Annotated in this window: 9 protein-coding genes; all 9 read left to right on the top strand. The window is 74.1% G+C overall.

Features of this window, described 5'->3' with window-relative positions; all coding sequences use genetic code 11:
- Window positions 1-71 precede the first annotated feature (71 nt).
- Complete coding sequence (locus ACGFR9_RS20160; protein WP_393210291.1) at window positions 72-1,490, top strand: hypothetical protein; 1,419 nt, start codon at window positions 72-74, stop codon at window positions 1,488-1,490.
- 35 nt (window positions 1,491-1,525) lie between these two features.
- Window positions 1,526-2,569, top strand: a complete 1,044-nt coding sequence (locus tag ACGFR9_RS20155) for a glutamate ABC transporter substrate-binding protein (protein WP_393210288.1) — start codon at window positions 1,526-1,528, stop codon at window positions 2,567-2,569.
- Window positions 2,570-2,624: 55 nt separating this feature from the next.
- A complete protein-coding gene (locus tag ACGFR9_RS20150) occupies window positions 2,625-3,938 on the top strand; it encodes a hypothetical protein (RefSeq protein WP_393210285.1) in 1,314 nt (437 codons plus the stop codon).
- The gene (locus ACGFR9_RS20145) at window positions 3,935-6,427 is read left to right on the top strand and encodes a tetratricopeptide repeat protein (protein WP_393210282.1); all 2,493 of its coding nucleotides are present in this window, start codon (window positions 3,935-3,937) and stop codon (window positions 6,425-6,427) included. The genes ACGFR9_RS20150 and ACGFR9_RS20145 overlap by 4 nt, the downstream gene beginning before the upstream one ends.
- Before the next feature lie 3 nt (window positions 6,428-6,430).
- A complete protein-coding gene (locus ACGFR9_RS20140; RefSeq protein ID WP_393210280.1) occupies window positions 6,431-8,077 on the top strand; it encodes a PP2C family serine/threonine-protein phosphatase in 1,647 nt (548 codons plus the stop codon).
- A 111-nt stretch (window positions 8,078-8,188) separates the two neighbouring features.
- Window positions 8,189-9,535, top strand: a complete 1,347-nt coding sequence (locus ACGFR9_RS20135; RefSeq protein ID WP_393210277.1) for a VWA domain-containing protein — start codon at window positions 8,189-8,191, stop codon at window positions 9,533-9,535.
- Window positions 9,536-9,618: 83 nt separating this feature from the next.
- Window positions 9,619-11,118: an FHA domain-containing protein gene (locus tag ACGFR9_RS20130; RefSeq protein WP_393210274.1), complete on the top strand. Its 1,500-nt coding sequence runs from the start codon at window positions 9,619-9,621 to the stop codon at window positions 11,116-11,118.
- 76 nt (window positions 11,119-11,194) lie between these two features.
- The gene (locus tag ACGFR9_RS20125) at window positions 11,195-11,608 is read left to right on the top strand and encodes a globin (RefSeq protein ID WP_393210442.1); all 414 of its coding nucleotides are present in this window, start codon (window positions 11,195-11,197) and stop codon (window positions 11,606-11,608) included.
- A gap of 143 nt (window positions 11,609-11,751) precedes the next feature.
- Window positions 11,752-15,012 (top strand): FtsX-like permease family protein, encoded by a 3,261-nt coding sequence (locus ACGFR9_RS20120; protein WP_393210271.1) that lies wholly within the window; start codon window positions 11,752-11,754, stop codon window positions 15,010-15,012.

Below are 15,012 nucleotides of genomic sequence, written 5' to 3'. Positions count from 1 at the left end.
GCCAAGGCCGGTGCATATGTCAGTCCCGGCGGTGATACTTGCCGGGAGGAATGACCACGGGGGAGGTCACCATGGCACCGAACAGCACGGCACCGCCCGGCGTCACGCATGCGCCGGCGCTGCCCGCGGTGCCGCCGCAGCCCGGACCCGTATCCCTGCCGGAACCTCCACCACCGCGCCGTACCGCGTTCGCGGAGGGTGTCGACCGTCTCCGCAGGGCCGCCACCACCGAGCCCGGCCGGCTCAGGATCATCGGCGCGCTCCTCGCCGCCCTCGTCGTCGCCTTCGGCGCGGTGACCGCGTGGCAGATGACCGACAGGGCGGCGGCCGCCGACGACGTCCTCACCAGCAGCCAGCCGCTCAGCTCGGACGCCGCCGACATCTACCGTTCCCTCGCCGACGCCAACACCGCCGCGTCCAGCGGCTTCCTCGCCGGCGGTCAGGAGACCGCCGCGTCCAGGGACCGCTACGAGAAGGACATCCGCACCGCCGCCGCGAAACTCGTCAACGCGGCGGCCAACTCGGAACCGGACTCCCCCTCCACCGCCACGATCACCAAGCTCAACCGCCTGCTCCCCGAGTACAAGGGCCTGGTGGAACGCGCCCGCACCTACAACCGCCAGGGTTTCCCCGTAGGCGGCGCCTACCTGCGGTACGCGAACGAGAAGATGCAGAAGGAGATGCTCCCGGCGGCGGAGGACCTCTACACCAAGGAGAACCAGCGCCTGCGCGACGACTACGCGGACGCGACCCCCTACCCCTGGCCCGCGATCGCCCTCGGGATCGTCGCCCTGGCCGCGCTCGCGTGGGCCATGCGCCGCAACTACGTCCGCACCAACAGGGTCCTCAACCACGGCCTGGTGGCCGCCACCACAGCGGCGACCGTGGTCCTGTTGTGGCTGACGGCCGGCCACACCCTCGCCCGCTCGAACCTCGACGACTCCTACGACCACGGCGTCCGCTCCCTCAACGTCCTGCACGACGCCCGTATCGCCTCGCTGAAGGCCCGGGGCAACGAGAACCTGACGCTGGTGGCGCGGGGCGCGGAGACGACGAAGGTCGGCGGCGAGACCTTCGACGCGTACGACCACGACTTCGGCCGCGACATGGACACCCTCGCCAAGGGCCTGGCCCAGGCCGGACGCCTCGCGGACGACGACAGCGGCGAGCGGCCGGTGACCGCCGCGGTGGGCAATATGACGGAGTGGAAGAAGCGTCACGCGGCCGCCCGTGAGCAGGACGAGAACGGCAACTACCAGCAGGCGCTGGACATGGTGATCGGCGCGAAGGGCGCGACGGGCGAGTGCTTCGACAGCGTCGACGAGAACCTCGCGACGGCGCTGGCGCACGAGGAGGCGGAGTTCAAGCAGGCGGCCGGCGACGGCCGGGACGCGCTGGCGGGACTGCCGATGGGGGCGGCGGTCCTCGCCGTACTGGGCGCGGCCGGCGCGGTGCTCGGCATAGGCCGCAGGCTGTCGGAGTACCGATGAACGGACAGGTGAACGGACCGAAGGGGGCCATGACGATGATCACACGACACCTGCGGGCCCGCCTGAAGGGCTGGGGCGGAGTGGGCGCGATGGCGACCGCCTGCGCCCTGGCCCTGGTCTTCGCGCTGGTTCTGACCTGCACCGGCGCCCCGACCGGGGCCGCACCACAGCCGGCGGGCCAGTCCGTCTCCCACGCCGCACGGGCACAGGCGGACGAGGACTGCGCGGACCCGGAGAAGCAGACCCTGCCCCCGTCCACCGCCGACGGCCCCACCATCGAGGCGATCAAGAACCGCGAGGGCGAGAAGCGGAAGCTGATCGTGGGCGTCGACCAGAACAGCTACCGCTGGGGCTACCGCGACCCCAACAGCGGTGAGGGCGGCACGCTCGAGGGCTTCGACATCGACTTGGTGCACAGGATCGCCGAGGACATTCTCGGCGACCGGGACGCGGTCCAGTTCAAGGCGATCCCGACCGACCAGCGCATACCGGCGATTCAGGCGGGCCGGGTCGACATGGTCGTCCGGACGATGACGATCAACTGCGACCGGCTGGAGGACGTGGCGTTCTCCGCGCCGTACTTCAAGACGGGCCAGCAGGTGCTGGCCCCGAAGTCCTCACCGGTCGAGGGGTACGACGAGACGCTCGCCGACCAGGAGATCTGCACGGCGACGGGCTCGACGGCGTACACGAAGCTGGAGGCCGACAAGAAGGCCGGCAGGCTGCCGGAGTCCACCGACATCCGCACCACCGTGCCCAACCAGCTGGACTGCCTGGTGCGGCTGCAGCTCGGCGAGGTCGACGCGGTGGTCACCGACGGCGCGCTCGCGGCCAGCCAGGCCGCGCAGGATCCGACGGTGCAGCTCAAGGGCGAGGCCTTCACGGCCGAGTACTACGGCGTGGCGATGAAGAAGGACGCGGACGACCTGGTGCGCCGGGTCAACCGGATCCTGGTGGACTTCCGCGAGGACACCACGGACGGCTGGCAGGACGCGTACACGAAGTGGCTGTCGGCCACGCTGGGCGCGGACGCCTCCCGGTCAAAGCCCCCGCCCCCGGAATACCTGCGCGAAAGCTGACCCCCGAGGCTCCCAGACCCCAGACCCCCAACCACCCCCCAGCGAGAGGTGATCGATGGCCGACACGGATCCCACCGGGCCGGTGATGGACCGGGACGAGGTGGACCGTGCGCTGGCGCGGCTCGGCGCGGAGCACGAGGCGATCGAGACCTCGCTCCTCGCCCTGCAGGACCACGCGGGCCGAAGACTCCTGGAGGGCGCGCACCTCACCGGTGTCACCGAGGAACGCTGGACGGCCACGGAGGCGTCGATCACGCTGCTGTGGACGTACTTCGACGCGTACACGGACGCGCTGCGCAGGGCCCGGGACATCAGGTCCCGCCGCCGCTGGTCCAGCCGCGAGGACCTGGTGGAGCTGACGGAACTGCTGCGCGGCGAGCCGGTGGCCCTGGCCGCCGACGCGCAGGCGCCGCACGCCGTCCGGCTCGGCGAGCGCTGTTCGCTCGTCACCCTCGTCGACCGTATGAACGAGCTGTACGCGACCTCGCTCGACATGATCGTGGCCGCCGACGCCGTCTGGTCCGCGCTGCCCGCACGGATCGATCTGCTCGCCGCCGAACTCCAGCGCACCGGCCGGCTCGCGCACTCGGTCGGGGTGCGCCCCGGCGAGCATCCGGCGGGCGACGACCTGGAGCGGATCACCCGCACGCTGACGAGGCTGCGCGAGCGGGTGGTGTCCGATCCGCTGGCGTACTGGAGGAAGGCGGAGGGCAGTTCGGCGCCGGGCGGCGGCCGGCCCGACACCACGGTGTACGACCGTGAGGCCCGTGCGCTGGAGGACGTGCGCCGGGAGATCGACGCCGTACTGACGGTCCGCCAGGACGCCGAGAAGCGGATCGTCAGACTGCGGGACGTGCTGTCGCGTGCCGACCGTACCCTCGCCGAGGCCCGCACCGCGCGCGGCGAGGTGCTGGCGAAGATCGCCTCGACGGAGGTGCCGGTGGTCAGCGGCCCGCCGACCGTGCTGCAGGAGCAGCTGTCGACGGCCGCCGAGTACCGCAGGCACGCCCAGTGGCACCGCCTGTCCCCGCTGCTCGAGTCGCTGGAGCGCAGGGCGGAGGACGAACTGCTGCGTGCCCGCGAGTCGTTGACCGCGGTGACGGCCCCGCTGGCGGTCCGTGCCGAACTGCGCGGCCGGCTGGACGCGTACAAGGCGAAGGTGGCCCGGTACGGCCTGGCGGAGGATCCCGAACTGGTGGAGCGGTACGAGAAGGCGCGCCGCATGCTGTGGAGCGCGCCCTGCGATCTGCGCGCCGCCGACCGGGCGGTGCTGCGCTACCAGCAGGCGGCGTCCGAGCTCCTCGGCTCGGCGCCCCGGGTACCGGGCCAGGGCGCCGGTCCCGACGACCGGAGGGGGCCCGGCGCATGACGGACGGCGAGAACCAGGGCGGTCAGGCACAGCGCGCCTGTCAGCGCCCCGAGTGCGACGGCACGTACGAGGACGTCGGCGGCGGCGAGCTGTACTGCGACACCTGCGGGCTCGCCCCGGTGGTGTCGCCGACGGGCATGGTCGTCTCGCCCCCGACCGGCATCACGGCAGGCGGGGAATCCCGGGGTTCGGGCAGTACGGGCAGCGGCCGCAGTTCCCGTACGTCGTCGCAGTCGTCGAAGTCGCGCCGCTCGGTCTCCGGACGGCTGTCCCGCTCGCTGTCGGGCCGGACCACGGGCCGCTCGGTGTCGGTGCGCAGTTCCGGTGCGGGCGGCGGCTCGTCCGGCCGGGGCCGGCTCGGTGCCGGACTGGTCGAGGTGCCGCCGATCCCGCGCCCCGACCCGCGCGCGATGGTGCTCGCCGACCCCGAGGTGCCCGAGCGGAAGCGGTTCTGCTCGCGCTCCGACTGCGGGGCGCCGGTGGGGCGGGCCCGCGGCGGCCGGCCGGGGCGTACGGAGGGCTTCTGCACCAAGTGCGGCCACCCGTACTCGTTCGTCCCCAAGCTGCGGGGCGGGGACATCGTGCACGGCCAGTACGAGGTGGTGGGCTGTCTCGCGCACGGCGGGCTCGGCTGGATCTACCTCGCCGTGGACCGGGCGGTCTCGGACCGCTGGGTGGTGCTGAAGGGCCTGCTGGACACGGGCGACCAGGACGCGATGGCGGCGGCGATCTCCGAGCGGCGCTTCCTCGCGGAGATCGAGCACGCCAACATCGTGCGGATCTACAACTTCGTGGAGCATCTGGACCAGCGGACCGGCTCCCTCGACGGCTACATCGTCATGGAGTACCTGGGCGGCAAGTCGCTGAAGGAGATCGCCAACGGCCGCCGCACACCGGAGGGCAGACGCGATCCGCTGCCGGTGGAGCAGGCCTGCGCGTACGGCATCGAGGCCCTGGAGGCGCTCGGCCATCTGCACAGCCGCAACCTGCTCTACTGCGACTTCAAGGTCGACAACGCGATCCAGACCGAGGACCAGCTGAAGCTGATCGACATGGGCGCGGTGCGCCGGATGGACGACGAGGAGTCGGCCATCTACGGCACGGTCGGCTACCAGGCGCCCGAGGTCGCCGACGTCGGCCCGTCGGTGGCGTCGGACCTGTACACGGTGGCCCGTACGCTCGCCGTCCTCACGTTCGACTTCCAGGGCTACACGAACGTGTACGTGGACTCGCTGCCCGACCCGGACACCATCGAGGTGTTCCGTCAGTACGAGTCCTTCTACCGTCTTCTGGTCCGCGCCACGGACCCGGACCCGGCCCGCAGGTTCGCCTCCGCGCAGGAGATGACGGAGCAGCTGACCGGGGTGCTGCGCGAGGTCGTCTCGCTGCAGACCGGGCGTGCCCGGCCCGCGCTGTCGCCGCTCTTCGGCCCGGAACCGCGGGTGACGGACACGGAGTTGTTCCCCGCGCTGAACGGGGACGTGTCCCGCCTGGGCGCCCGCCCCCGGAAGGGGACACCCCGGCTCCCGCCGGCCCCCGCCGCGCTGGTCAGGCCCGTCGGCTGCTCCGCCGCCGCGCTCGCCCTGCCCGTGCCGCACGTCCACCCCTCGGACCCGAACGCCGGTTTCCTCGCCGGTCTGCTGACGTCCGCGCCCGCCGAGCTGATCAACGCGCTGGCGGCGGCGCCCGCCCCGTCGGCGGAGACCCGGCTGCGGGAGATCCGCGCCCGGCTGGAGACCGGCGAGTGGCCCACCGCCCTGTCGGCCCTGCACACCCTGGAGGAACAGGACCCCGACGACTGGCGGGTGGTCTGGTACCGGGGCGTGGCCGCGCTGGTCACCGGCGACCACGAGGGCGCCGCGCTCGCCTTCGACGCGATCTACGACGCGTTCCCGGGCGAGATCGCGCCGAAGCTGGCGCTCGGCGTGTGCGCGGAGGTGCTGGGCCAGCTGGACAACGCCGCCGAGTACTACCGCCTGGTGTGGTCGACCGACCCCAGCTATGTGAGCGCCGCGTTCGGGCTGGCCCGGGTGCGGCTGGCGGCCGGGGACCGCGGCGGGGCCGTACGGACGCTGGAGTCGGTGCCGGAGTCGTCCATCCACTACACGGCCGCCCGGGTGGCGGCCGTGCGGGCACGGCTGCGCGGGCGTACGGCGGCCGCCGCCGACGTACCGTTCCTGGACGATCTGACGGCCGCCGCCGGGCAGGTCGAGGCCCTGGAGGCGTACGGTCTGGATCCGGCGCGCCGGGAGCTGTTGTCGGCGGAGGTCCTCGGCTGCTGCCTCGACTGGGTACTCTCCGGGGGCCAGGGTTCCGCTCCTCCCGCCGCCGGGGGGCGGACGCTGCTCGGCAGCGGCCTGGACGAACGGGGCCTGCGCTTCGGCCTGGAGCGTTCGTACCGCACGCTGGCCCGGCTGGCGCGCAGCGGCGAGGAGAGGATCGACCTGGTGGAACGTGCCAATCGTTACCGCCCCCGGACGTGGGTGTAGTTGATGTCGCAGATGCCTCAGCAGGCCGCACTGGCGAAGTGCCCGAGCTGTGAGGAACCCCTCGAGTCGGGTGATCGTTTCTGCGGTGCGTGCGGATACGACCTGTCGGTGGTTCCCGCACGGCCGCGGGACGAGCCGACGATCGCGATGAACGGCGTGGTGCCGCCGCAGACTTCGGCGGAGCGCGCCGCGTCCCGGCCGCCTTCGGCCCCGCCCGCCGCACCGGCGTGGCCCGCCCCGGACGGCCCCGCCGACCCGGCTCCGGCTCATCGCCCGGCGGACGTACCGGGCACGAACTCGGACGGCTCGCCCCTGTCGGGCACGCCCGCCGAGCCCGAACGGCCTTCCGCCGCCGTGCCGCCTCCGGCACCGGTACGGCCCTCCACGACCGGGAGCGCGCTCGCACCCGGCGCTCCCGCGCCCGCGGCGTCCGTGCGGCCTCCCGCCACCGGGGGTGCCCCGGCGCCCGGCGCATCTGTACGGCCCTCCACGACCGGGGGCACGCCCGCTGCCGGTGCACCCGCACAGCCCGCCGCGGCCGGGGGAACTCCCACTCCCGGTGCCCCCGCCGCGGGACCGGCAGCCGTACAGCCCTCTCCCGCCGGAGGCGCTCCCGTCGCCCCTTCGTCCGGGGTGCGGTTCGACCGGCGGGCGGAGCCGGCCGCCGACGAGTACCCGCTGCAGGCGCCCGACCCGCGGGTGGCGGCCGAGCCGGCGCAGAGCGCCGAGGAGACCGCCGCCGTGTGCGTGGCCTGCCGTGCGGGCCGGGTGGACGACGACGGTTACTGCGAGAACTGCGGCCACGCCCAGCCGCGCGAACGGGACCACATGGAACAGGAATGCGGCCCCCTGGCCGCGGTCAGCGACCGCGGACTGCGCCACCACCGCAACGAGGACGCCTTCGCCGTGGGCACCGCCGCGCTGCCCGACGGTGCCCCCGCCTCCGTGGCGGTCGTCTGTGACGGCGTCTCCTCCGCGACCCGCCCCGACGAGGCGTCACTCGCCGCCTCCCGCGTCGCGAGCGAGTCCCTCCTCGCGGCCCTGCCGCGCGGCACGCATCCGCAGCAGGCGATGCACGAGGCGATCATCGCCGCCGCCGAGGCGGTCAACGCGCTGGCCGACGACCCCGAGGCGGCGGGTGAGCACGCCCCGCACCAGAACGCCCCCGCGTGCACTTTCGTCGGCGCCGTGGTCACGGCCGGGCTGCTGGTGGTCGGCTGGGTCGGCGACAGCCGCGTCTACTGGGTGCCGGTCGACCGTTCCGCCCCGGCGGCCCGGCTCACCGAGGACGACTCGTGGGCCGCGCAGATGGTCGCCGCGGGTCTGATGGGCGAGGCCGAGGCGTACGCCGACCAGCGGGCCCACGCCATCACCGGCTGGCTCGGCGCCGACGCGTACGAACTGGAGCCGCACACCGCCTCGTTCAAGCCGGACCGGCCCGGTGTGGTCGTGGTCTGCACCGACGGCCTGTGGAACTACGCCGAGTCGGCCGACGAGATGGCCGAGATCCTCCCCGCCGACGCGGCCGTACGACCGCTGCACGGCGCGCGCGTACTGGTCGGTCACGCGCTCGACGGCGGGGGCCACGACAACGTAACAGTGGCCCTCGTGCCGTTCCCGGCCGTCCCGCAGGGGGCAGGATCGGCCTGAGGCCGCTTACGGGAAGCCTTGTACGGGGAAGCCCGACGGACCGGAGGGGACCGGGCCGTCATCCGTCGTCGCCCCGCGCCGCCGGGGCAGCCAAGGGGGAGCGAAACAGGCATGGCCAATTTCTCGAAATCCAACGTGCCGCAGTTCTCGGTGGACGTGAACCAGAACGTGTATCTGCCGGAGGGCGGCCGCGAGGTCCACGCCATCGTCACGGTGACGGCGACCGGCGGCGGCACCATCGGCAGCGCGGTGACGGCACCCCACCTCTACTCGCCCGGTGAGGGACCGTCGGCGGCCGTGGTCCTCATGGTCGACTGCTCGGGCTCGATGGACTACCCGCCGACCAAGATGCGCAACGCCCGCGACGCCACGGCCGCCGCGATCGACGCCCTGCGCGACGGCGTGCACTTCGCGGTGGTCGGCGGCACGCACGTGGCCAGGGAGGTGTACCCGGGCGGCGGAGGACTGGCGGTGGCCGGCGCCGGAACGCGCGAGCAGGCCAAGCAGGCGCTGCGAAGACTGAGCGCGGGCGGCGGTACGGCGATCGGGACCTGGCTGGGACTGACCGACCGGCTGCTGGCGTCGGCGGAGGTGGCGATCCGGCACGGCATCCTGCTCACCGACGGCCGCAACGAGCACGAGTCGCCGGAGGACCTGAAGGCGGCCCTGGAGGCGTGCGCGGGTCGGTTCACCTGTGACGCCCGTGGCGTGGGCACCGACTGGGAAGTGAAAGAAGTCACAGCCGTCGCCTCGGCGCTCCTCGGCACCGCCGACATCGTCGCCGACCCGGCCGGTCTCGCCGCCGACTTCACGCGGATGATGGAGACGGCGATGGGCAAGGAGGTCGCGGACGTCTCGCTGCGGCTGTGGACCCCGGTCGGTACGACGGTGAGGTTCGTGAAGCAGGTCGCGCCGACGGTCGAGGAACTCACCGGCCGCCGTACGGAAGCGGGCCCGCGCGCGGGCGACTACCCGCTGGGTTCCTGGGGCGACGAGTCCCGTGACTACCACGTCTGCGTCGAGGTGCCGGCGGCCGACATCGGCCAGGAGATGCTGGCGGCCCGGCTGTCGCTGGTGATTCCGCAGCCCGACCGGGGCGTGCAGAGCCTCGGTGCGCAGGGTCTGGTCCGCGCGGTGTGGACGGACGACATGGCCGCCTCGACGTCCATCAACCCCCAGGTCGCCCACTACACGGGGCAGGCGGAACTGGCGGAAGTCATCCGACAAGGACTGGATCTGCGCAAAGAGGGGGATATCGACGGAGCGACGGCCAAACTGGGCCGGGCGGTCCAGCTCGCGAGCGCGTCCGGCAACGCGGATACTGCGAAACTGCTTGCGAAGGTGGTGGACGTGGTCGACGCCGCGGCGGGTACTGTGCGACTGAAAGCGAAGGTCGAGGAAGCCGACGAGATGACGCTCGAAACCCGGTCCACAAAGACTGTTCGTGTAAAGAAGTGATCCGTAAGTAGTCGAGCCCGACCCCTCGGGGTGGGAGAAATCCGGTCGGAACCGGCCGGAAAAGGAGAGGGGGAAGCGCCGACATGCCGACCTGCCCGAACGGACACCAGTCGGGTTCCGACGACTGGTGCGAGGTGTGCGGTCACCGCATGGCGGGTGCCGTGCCGCCACCCCCTCCCCCGCCTCCCGCACCCGGTGGCTACGGCTTCCCGCCGCCCGGCGGCGGTCCCGGCGGCCCCGGTGGTTTCGGGGGCGGCCAACCGGAGCTGTGCCCGCAGTGCCGTACGCCCCGTGAGGGCGCGGCGCCGTTCTGCGAGGAGTGCCGGTGGAACTTCCTGACGAACACGGCGACCTCGTACACCCCGGCCGCCCCGCGCCCGCCGGCCCCCGGCCCGGGTCCCGGCGGCCCCTTCCAGCAGCCGCCCGGCGGACCGTCGTACGGCGGCGGTGACGGATACGACTACCAGGGCTCACGCCCGTCCCAGGTGAACCGCCCGGCCGAACCGATTCCGCCCGGCCCGCCCGGCTTCGGCGGCGACCCGTCCCGCCCGGTACCGCCCCCGCCCGGACCTGGCGGACCTGCCGGACCCGGCGGCTACGGGGGCCCCGGCGGGCCCGGTGGTCCGGGTGGTCCCGGTGGCTTTGGCGGTCCGGGTGGCCCCAACGGGCCCGGCGGTCCCGGCGGTCCCGGCGGTCCCGGCGGCCCGAACGGACCCGGCGGCTACGGCGGTCCCGGCGGCCCGAACGGTCCGGGTGGCCAGAACGGTCCGGGGGGTCCCGGCGGCCCGAACGGTCCGGGTGGCTACGGCGGCGGTCCTGGCGGCCCCGGTGGCTACGGCGGTCCCGGTGGTCCCAACGGCCCCGGCGGTCCTGGCGGCCCCAACGGCCCCGGTGGCTACGGCGGTCCCGGTGGACCGAACGGTCCCGGCGCCCCTCAGGCGTTCCAGCCCGGCCCACCGGCGCCTCCCGGCTTCCCGCAGGAGACCGACCGCCGCCCGCAGCAGGGCGGCGGCGCCCCCTTCGGCGGCGCTGACGACGACTGGGTGATCTCCCCGCCCGGCGGCAACCCGGGTCAGTCCGGCGGCGGTTACGGCTACCCGCAGCAGGGCGCGGGCGCGACCCAGGCACCGCCCGGACCCGGCGGCTTCCCGCAGCAGCCGCGTCCGCCGCAGGGCCCGGTGACCTGGAGCGCGACCATCGGTCCCGACCGCGACTACTTCATGGCGATGATGCAGCGCTCCGGCCCCGAGGCCGCGGGCCTGAACCTGCCCGCGTACTCCCCCGAGCAGCAGCGCACGCTCAGCGGCAACCAGATCACCATCGGGCGCCGCCGCCACTCCACCGGCGACACCCCCGACATCGATCTGTCGACCCCGCCGGAGGACCCGGGCGTCTCGCATCAGCACGCGGTGCTGGTGCAGCAGCCGGACGGGACCTGGGCGGTCGTCGACCAGAACTCCACCAACGGCACCACGGTCAACAACGGCGACGAGCCGATCCAGCCGTTCGTCCCGGTCCCGCTGCAGGACGGCGACCGCGTCCACGTGGGCGCGTGGACGACGATCACGATCCACCGGGGCTGAGCGGGCCGGGCCGCGGCGTGCGCGCTGCGGCCTGCCCGCCCTAGGGCCGGAGTCCTACGCCGTCGTGTCTGAGACCATGGACGGCGTGACAGAGATTCGGCGCGGCACGCTTCAGGAGCAGACCTTCTACGAGCAGGTCGGCGGGGAGGAGACCTTCCGCCGGCTCGTCCACCGTTTCTATGCGGGGGTGGCCGACGATCCGCTGCTGAAGCCCATGTATCCGGAGGAGGATCTGGGGCCGGCGGAGGAGCGGCTGGTGCTGTTCCTCATGCAGTACTGGGGTGGTCCGACGACGTACAGCGAGAACCGGGGTCATCCACGGCTGCGGATGCGGCATGTTCCGTTCAAGGTGGACCGGGCGGCGCACGACGCGTGGCTGAAGCACATGCGGGACGCCGTGGACGAGCTGGGCCTCTCCGAGGAGCATGAGGCGACGCTCTGGAAGTACCTGACATACGCGGCCGCGTCGATGATCAACTCCCCGGACTGACTTTCCCGCCCCGCCCGCATACCGGAACCCCTTGACCGGTTTCCGATCACAATCCGGTCAAGCCCACCCCACAGCCGCTTACCCCCACCACACCCCCTCTGACAACATCACCCGCAGGTCGGGGGACAACCACGGGGGGTTGAGTGACATCCGCAGCGCACACCGCGAGGTTCGTCCTCGCCCGCGCCCGATCCCACAAACCCCTTCTCGCCGCGGCCCTCCTCACCGTCCTCCTCACCACGGCCGTCCTGGCCACCCTCACCGCGTACTCCACCACCATCGGCGACGCCTCGCTGCGCCACGCCCTCACCACCCCCCGCGCCCCCGCCGACACCACTCTCACCGTCAAGGCGGAGACCCTCCCCGCACAGGACCGCGCCGAGGCCGACAAAGCCGTACGGGAGGGTGCGCGGAAGGCCTTCGACGGCCTCCCGGTCACCCTCCGCACCCTGATCCGCTCCGGCCCGTACGCCCTCCCGGACTCCCTGCGCTCCCCGGAGCAGCGGAAGAGGACCGACGACCCGGACCTCACCCACTTCGCCGCCCTGGACCGCGCCCAGATACGCATCACCGAGGGCCGCATGCCCTCGCGAGCGGGCGGCGAGGAAATCGAGACCGCCCTCCCCGAGACAGCCGCCCGAGCCCTCGGTCTGCGCCCCGGCACCGTCCTCACCCTGGACAACCGCCTCGACGGCCCCCCGGCGAGGATCCGCGTCACCGGCCTCTACGAGCCCACCGACACCGCCGCCCCGTACTGGCAGCTGGACGACCTCGACGGCCGCGGAGTCGTCAAGGTCCACTTCACGACGTACGGCCCCCTCCTCACCGACCCCACCGTCTTCGCCGACGACCGGGTCACCGCGGGCGGCTCCGGCTGGCTGGCCTCCGCCGACTTCTCGACGATGACCACCGACCGTGTCGACGCCCTCCGCGACGCGGCCCGCCAGGGCACAGCCGCCCTCCCCGAGGCGGAGGCACTGCACGGCGCGGCAACGGCCGGAAGCGACCTCCCCGCCGCCCTGGACCGTATCGAGCGCTCGCTCCTCGTGGCCCGCTCCACCCTCCTGATCATCGCGCTCCAGCTGGCCCTCCTCGCCGGCTGCGCCCTCCTCCTCGTGGCCCGCCTGCTCAGCGCGGAACGCGCCGCGGAGACACGGCTGTTGCGGGCCCGCGGCGGTTCCCGCGCCCAGGTGGCCCGGTTCGCCGCCCTGGAGGCGCTGCTGCTGGCCGTGCCCGCGGCCGCCTGCGCCCCGCTGCTGGCGGGCCCGCTCACCCGCCTGCTGGCCGGGCAGGGGGCGCTCGCCCGGATCGGCCTCCGCCTCGACGCCTCCGTCGGCACGGTCGCCGGCCACGGTTCGGTGTGGCTGGTGGCGGCGGGCGTGGCACTGGGCTGCGCGCTGGCCGTCACGGTTCCGGCGCTCACCTCCTCGTTCGCGGTCGGCCGCGCCAAGCCGCTGCCGGGCGTGGTGCGGGCGGGCGCGGATGTCGGCCTGCTGGTGGTGGCGGGTGTGGCGTACTGGCAGCTGAGCCGTCGCCCCTCCGGTGTGGTCGGCGAGGACCTCGGGATCGATCCGCTGCTGGTGGTCGCCCCGGCGCTGGCACTGCTCGCCGGTACGGTGCTGACGCTGCGGCTGCTGCCGCCGGCGGCGCGGCTGGCGGAGCGCCGGGCGGCACGCGGCCGGGGGCTGCCGGGGGCGCTGGCGGGCTGGCAGTTCAGCCGCCGCCCGATGCGCGGGGCCGGGCCGGTGCTGCTGCTGGTGCTCGCCGTGGCGCTGGGCATGCTGGCGATCGGCCAGGCCTCCTCGTGGGACCGCTCGCAGGACGACCAGGCGGACTTCCGGGCCGGCGCGCCGGTGCGGATCCTGGCCTCCGGGGAGAGCGGCCTCGGCCGCGGACAGGCGTACGCGGCCGTCCCCGGCGTACGCGAGACGGCTCCCGGCCTGCGGACGACCGTGCCGCTGTCGGGCGGGCGGACGGCGACCGTGCTGGCGCTGGACACCGCGCACGCGGCGGACACGATGCTGATGCGCCCCGACCTGTCCGACGACCCCGTGCGTACGACGGTGTCGGGGCTGGCGCCGGACGGTGCCCCGGCGGGTGTGCGCGTGCCGGGGGACAGCGCGCAGCTGACGCTGACGGCCCGTCTGCGGGGCGCGGACCCGAGGACCGCCGTCGACGCCGCCGCCACCGTGGTCGACTCCTACGGCACCCCGTACGAACTCGATCTCGGCCGGCTCCGCGCGGACGGGCGGCCGCACGCCCTCACCGCCGACCTGTCGGCGGGCGCCCTGACGCTGACCGGCCTCCGCCTGGACCTCTATCAGCCGGTCGGGAAGGCCGAGCGGCACCGCCTCACCCTGGAGTCGGTGACGGCCACGGACGACGGCGGCCGGGACCGGGAGCTGCCGCTGCCGGACGACTGGAAGCTGTCCGCCCGCGCCGACGACGCGGTGGACACCCCCGGCGCGCGCACCACCCCGACCCGCCCCCGCCTCACCTCGGCCGACCCGATGACCCTCTCGTACGACACCGGCCATGTGCCGGAGGACATGTACTGGCGGCCCTCGCCCCTCACGATCGGCCTCCAGGTGCCGCAGCGTGCGGCCGCCGAGGTCGCCGCCCTGGCCACGGACCGCTACCTCGACTCCACCGGCGCCCGTACCGGGCAGCGGGTGGACGTACGCATCGGCGAGGCCACGGTGCCGCTGCGGATCCTCCGCGCGGTGCGGGAGCTGCCGTCCACGCCGACCGGCGCGAAGGACGACGGGGGCGCGCTGCTCGTCGATCTGCGCGCCGTCAACGGGGTCCTCCTCGCCCGTCAGGGCACCGGCGTGGCCCCGAACGAGTGGTGGCTGGCGACCGAGGAGGGCGCGTCGGCGCGGGTGGCCGGGGCGCTGCGCGACCGGCCGGACGTCGACCCGTCGCGGGTGGTGGTGCGGGACGAGATCGCCGGGCAGCTGCGTGACGACCCGTTCGGCGCCGGTCCGGGCGCCGCGTTCGGTGCGGCGGCCCTCGCGGCGGCGGCGCTGACGGCGGTCGGGTTCGCGGTGAGCGCGGCGGGGTCGCTGCGGGAACGGTCCGCCGAGTTCGCGGTGCTGCGCGCGCTGGGCGCGTCCCGGCGGCGGCTGGCCCGGGTGGTGCTCGTCGAGCACGGGGTGCTGGTCGGGCTGGCGCTGGCGGTGGGCGTCCTGCTCGGCACGGTGCTGGCACGGGCGGTGATCCCGCTGATCATGCTGACCGCGGAGGCCGCCCGCCCGGTCCCCGGGGTGCTGGTGGAGCTGCCCGCCGCCCGGGTGGCGGCCCTGCTGGCCGCCGTCGCCGTGGCGCCGCTGCTCATCACGGCCGTACTGGCGCTGCGCAGGGCCGACCCGGTGACTTCGCTGCGGGAACGGGGAGGTGAGTGA

The organism is Streptomyces sp. NPDC048584, assembly GCF_043199595.1.
In the GTDB taxonomy this organism is placed as follows: domain Bacteria; phylum Actinomycetota; class Actinomycetes; order Streptomycetales; family Streptomycetaceae; genus Streptomyces; species Streptomyces edwardsiae.
The sequence above is the reverse complement of the archived record's forward strand: the minus strand, read 5'-3'. Positions and strand labels throughout refer to the sequence as shown.

Excerpts from the sequence above, each read along its gene's own strand:
- ACGFR9_RS20160 (WP_393210291.1), top strand. The coding sequence starts at position 72 with ATGGCACCGAACAGCACGGCACCGCCCGGCGTCACGCATGCGCCGGCG.
- ACGFR9_RS20145 (WP_393210282.1), top strand. The coding sequence starts at position 3,935 with ATGACGGACGGCGAGAACCAGGGCGGTCAGGCACAGCGCGCCTGTCAG.
- ACGFR9_RS20135 (WP_393210277.1), top strand. The coding sequence starts at position 8,189 with ATGGCCAATTTCTCGAAATCCAACGTGCCGCAGTTCTCGGTGGACGTG.
- ACGFR9_RS20155 (WP_393210288.1), top strand. The coding sequence starts at position 1,526 with ATGATCACACGACACCTGCGGGCCCGCCTGAAGGGCTGGGGCGGAGTG.
- ACGFR9_RS20150 (WP_393210285.1), top strand. The coding sequence starts at position 2,625 with ATGGCCGACACGGATCCCACCGGGCCGGTGATGGACCGGGACGAGGTG.
- ACGFR9_RS20130 (WP_393210274.1), top strand. The coding sequence starts at position 9,619 with ATGCCGACCTGCCCGAACGGACACCAGTCGGGTTCCGACGACTGGTGC.
- ACGFR9_RS20125 (WP_393210442.1), top strand. The coding sequence starts at position 11,195 with ATGGACGGCGTGACAGAGATTCGGCGCGGCACGCTTCAGGAGCAGACC.
- ACGFR9_RS20140 (WP_393210280.1), top strand. The coding sequence starts at position 6,431 with ATGTCGCAGATGCCTCAGCAGGCCGCACTGGCGAAGTGCCCGAGCTGT.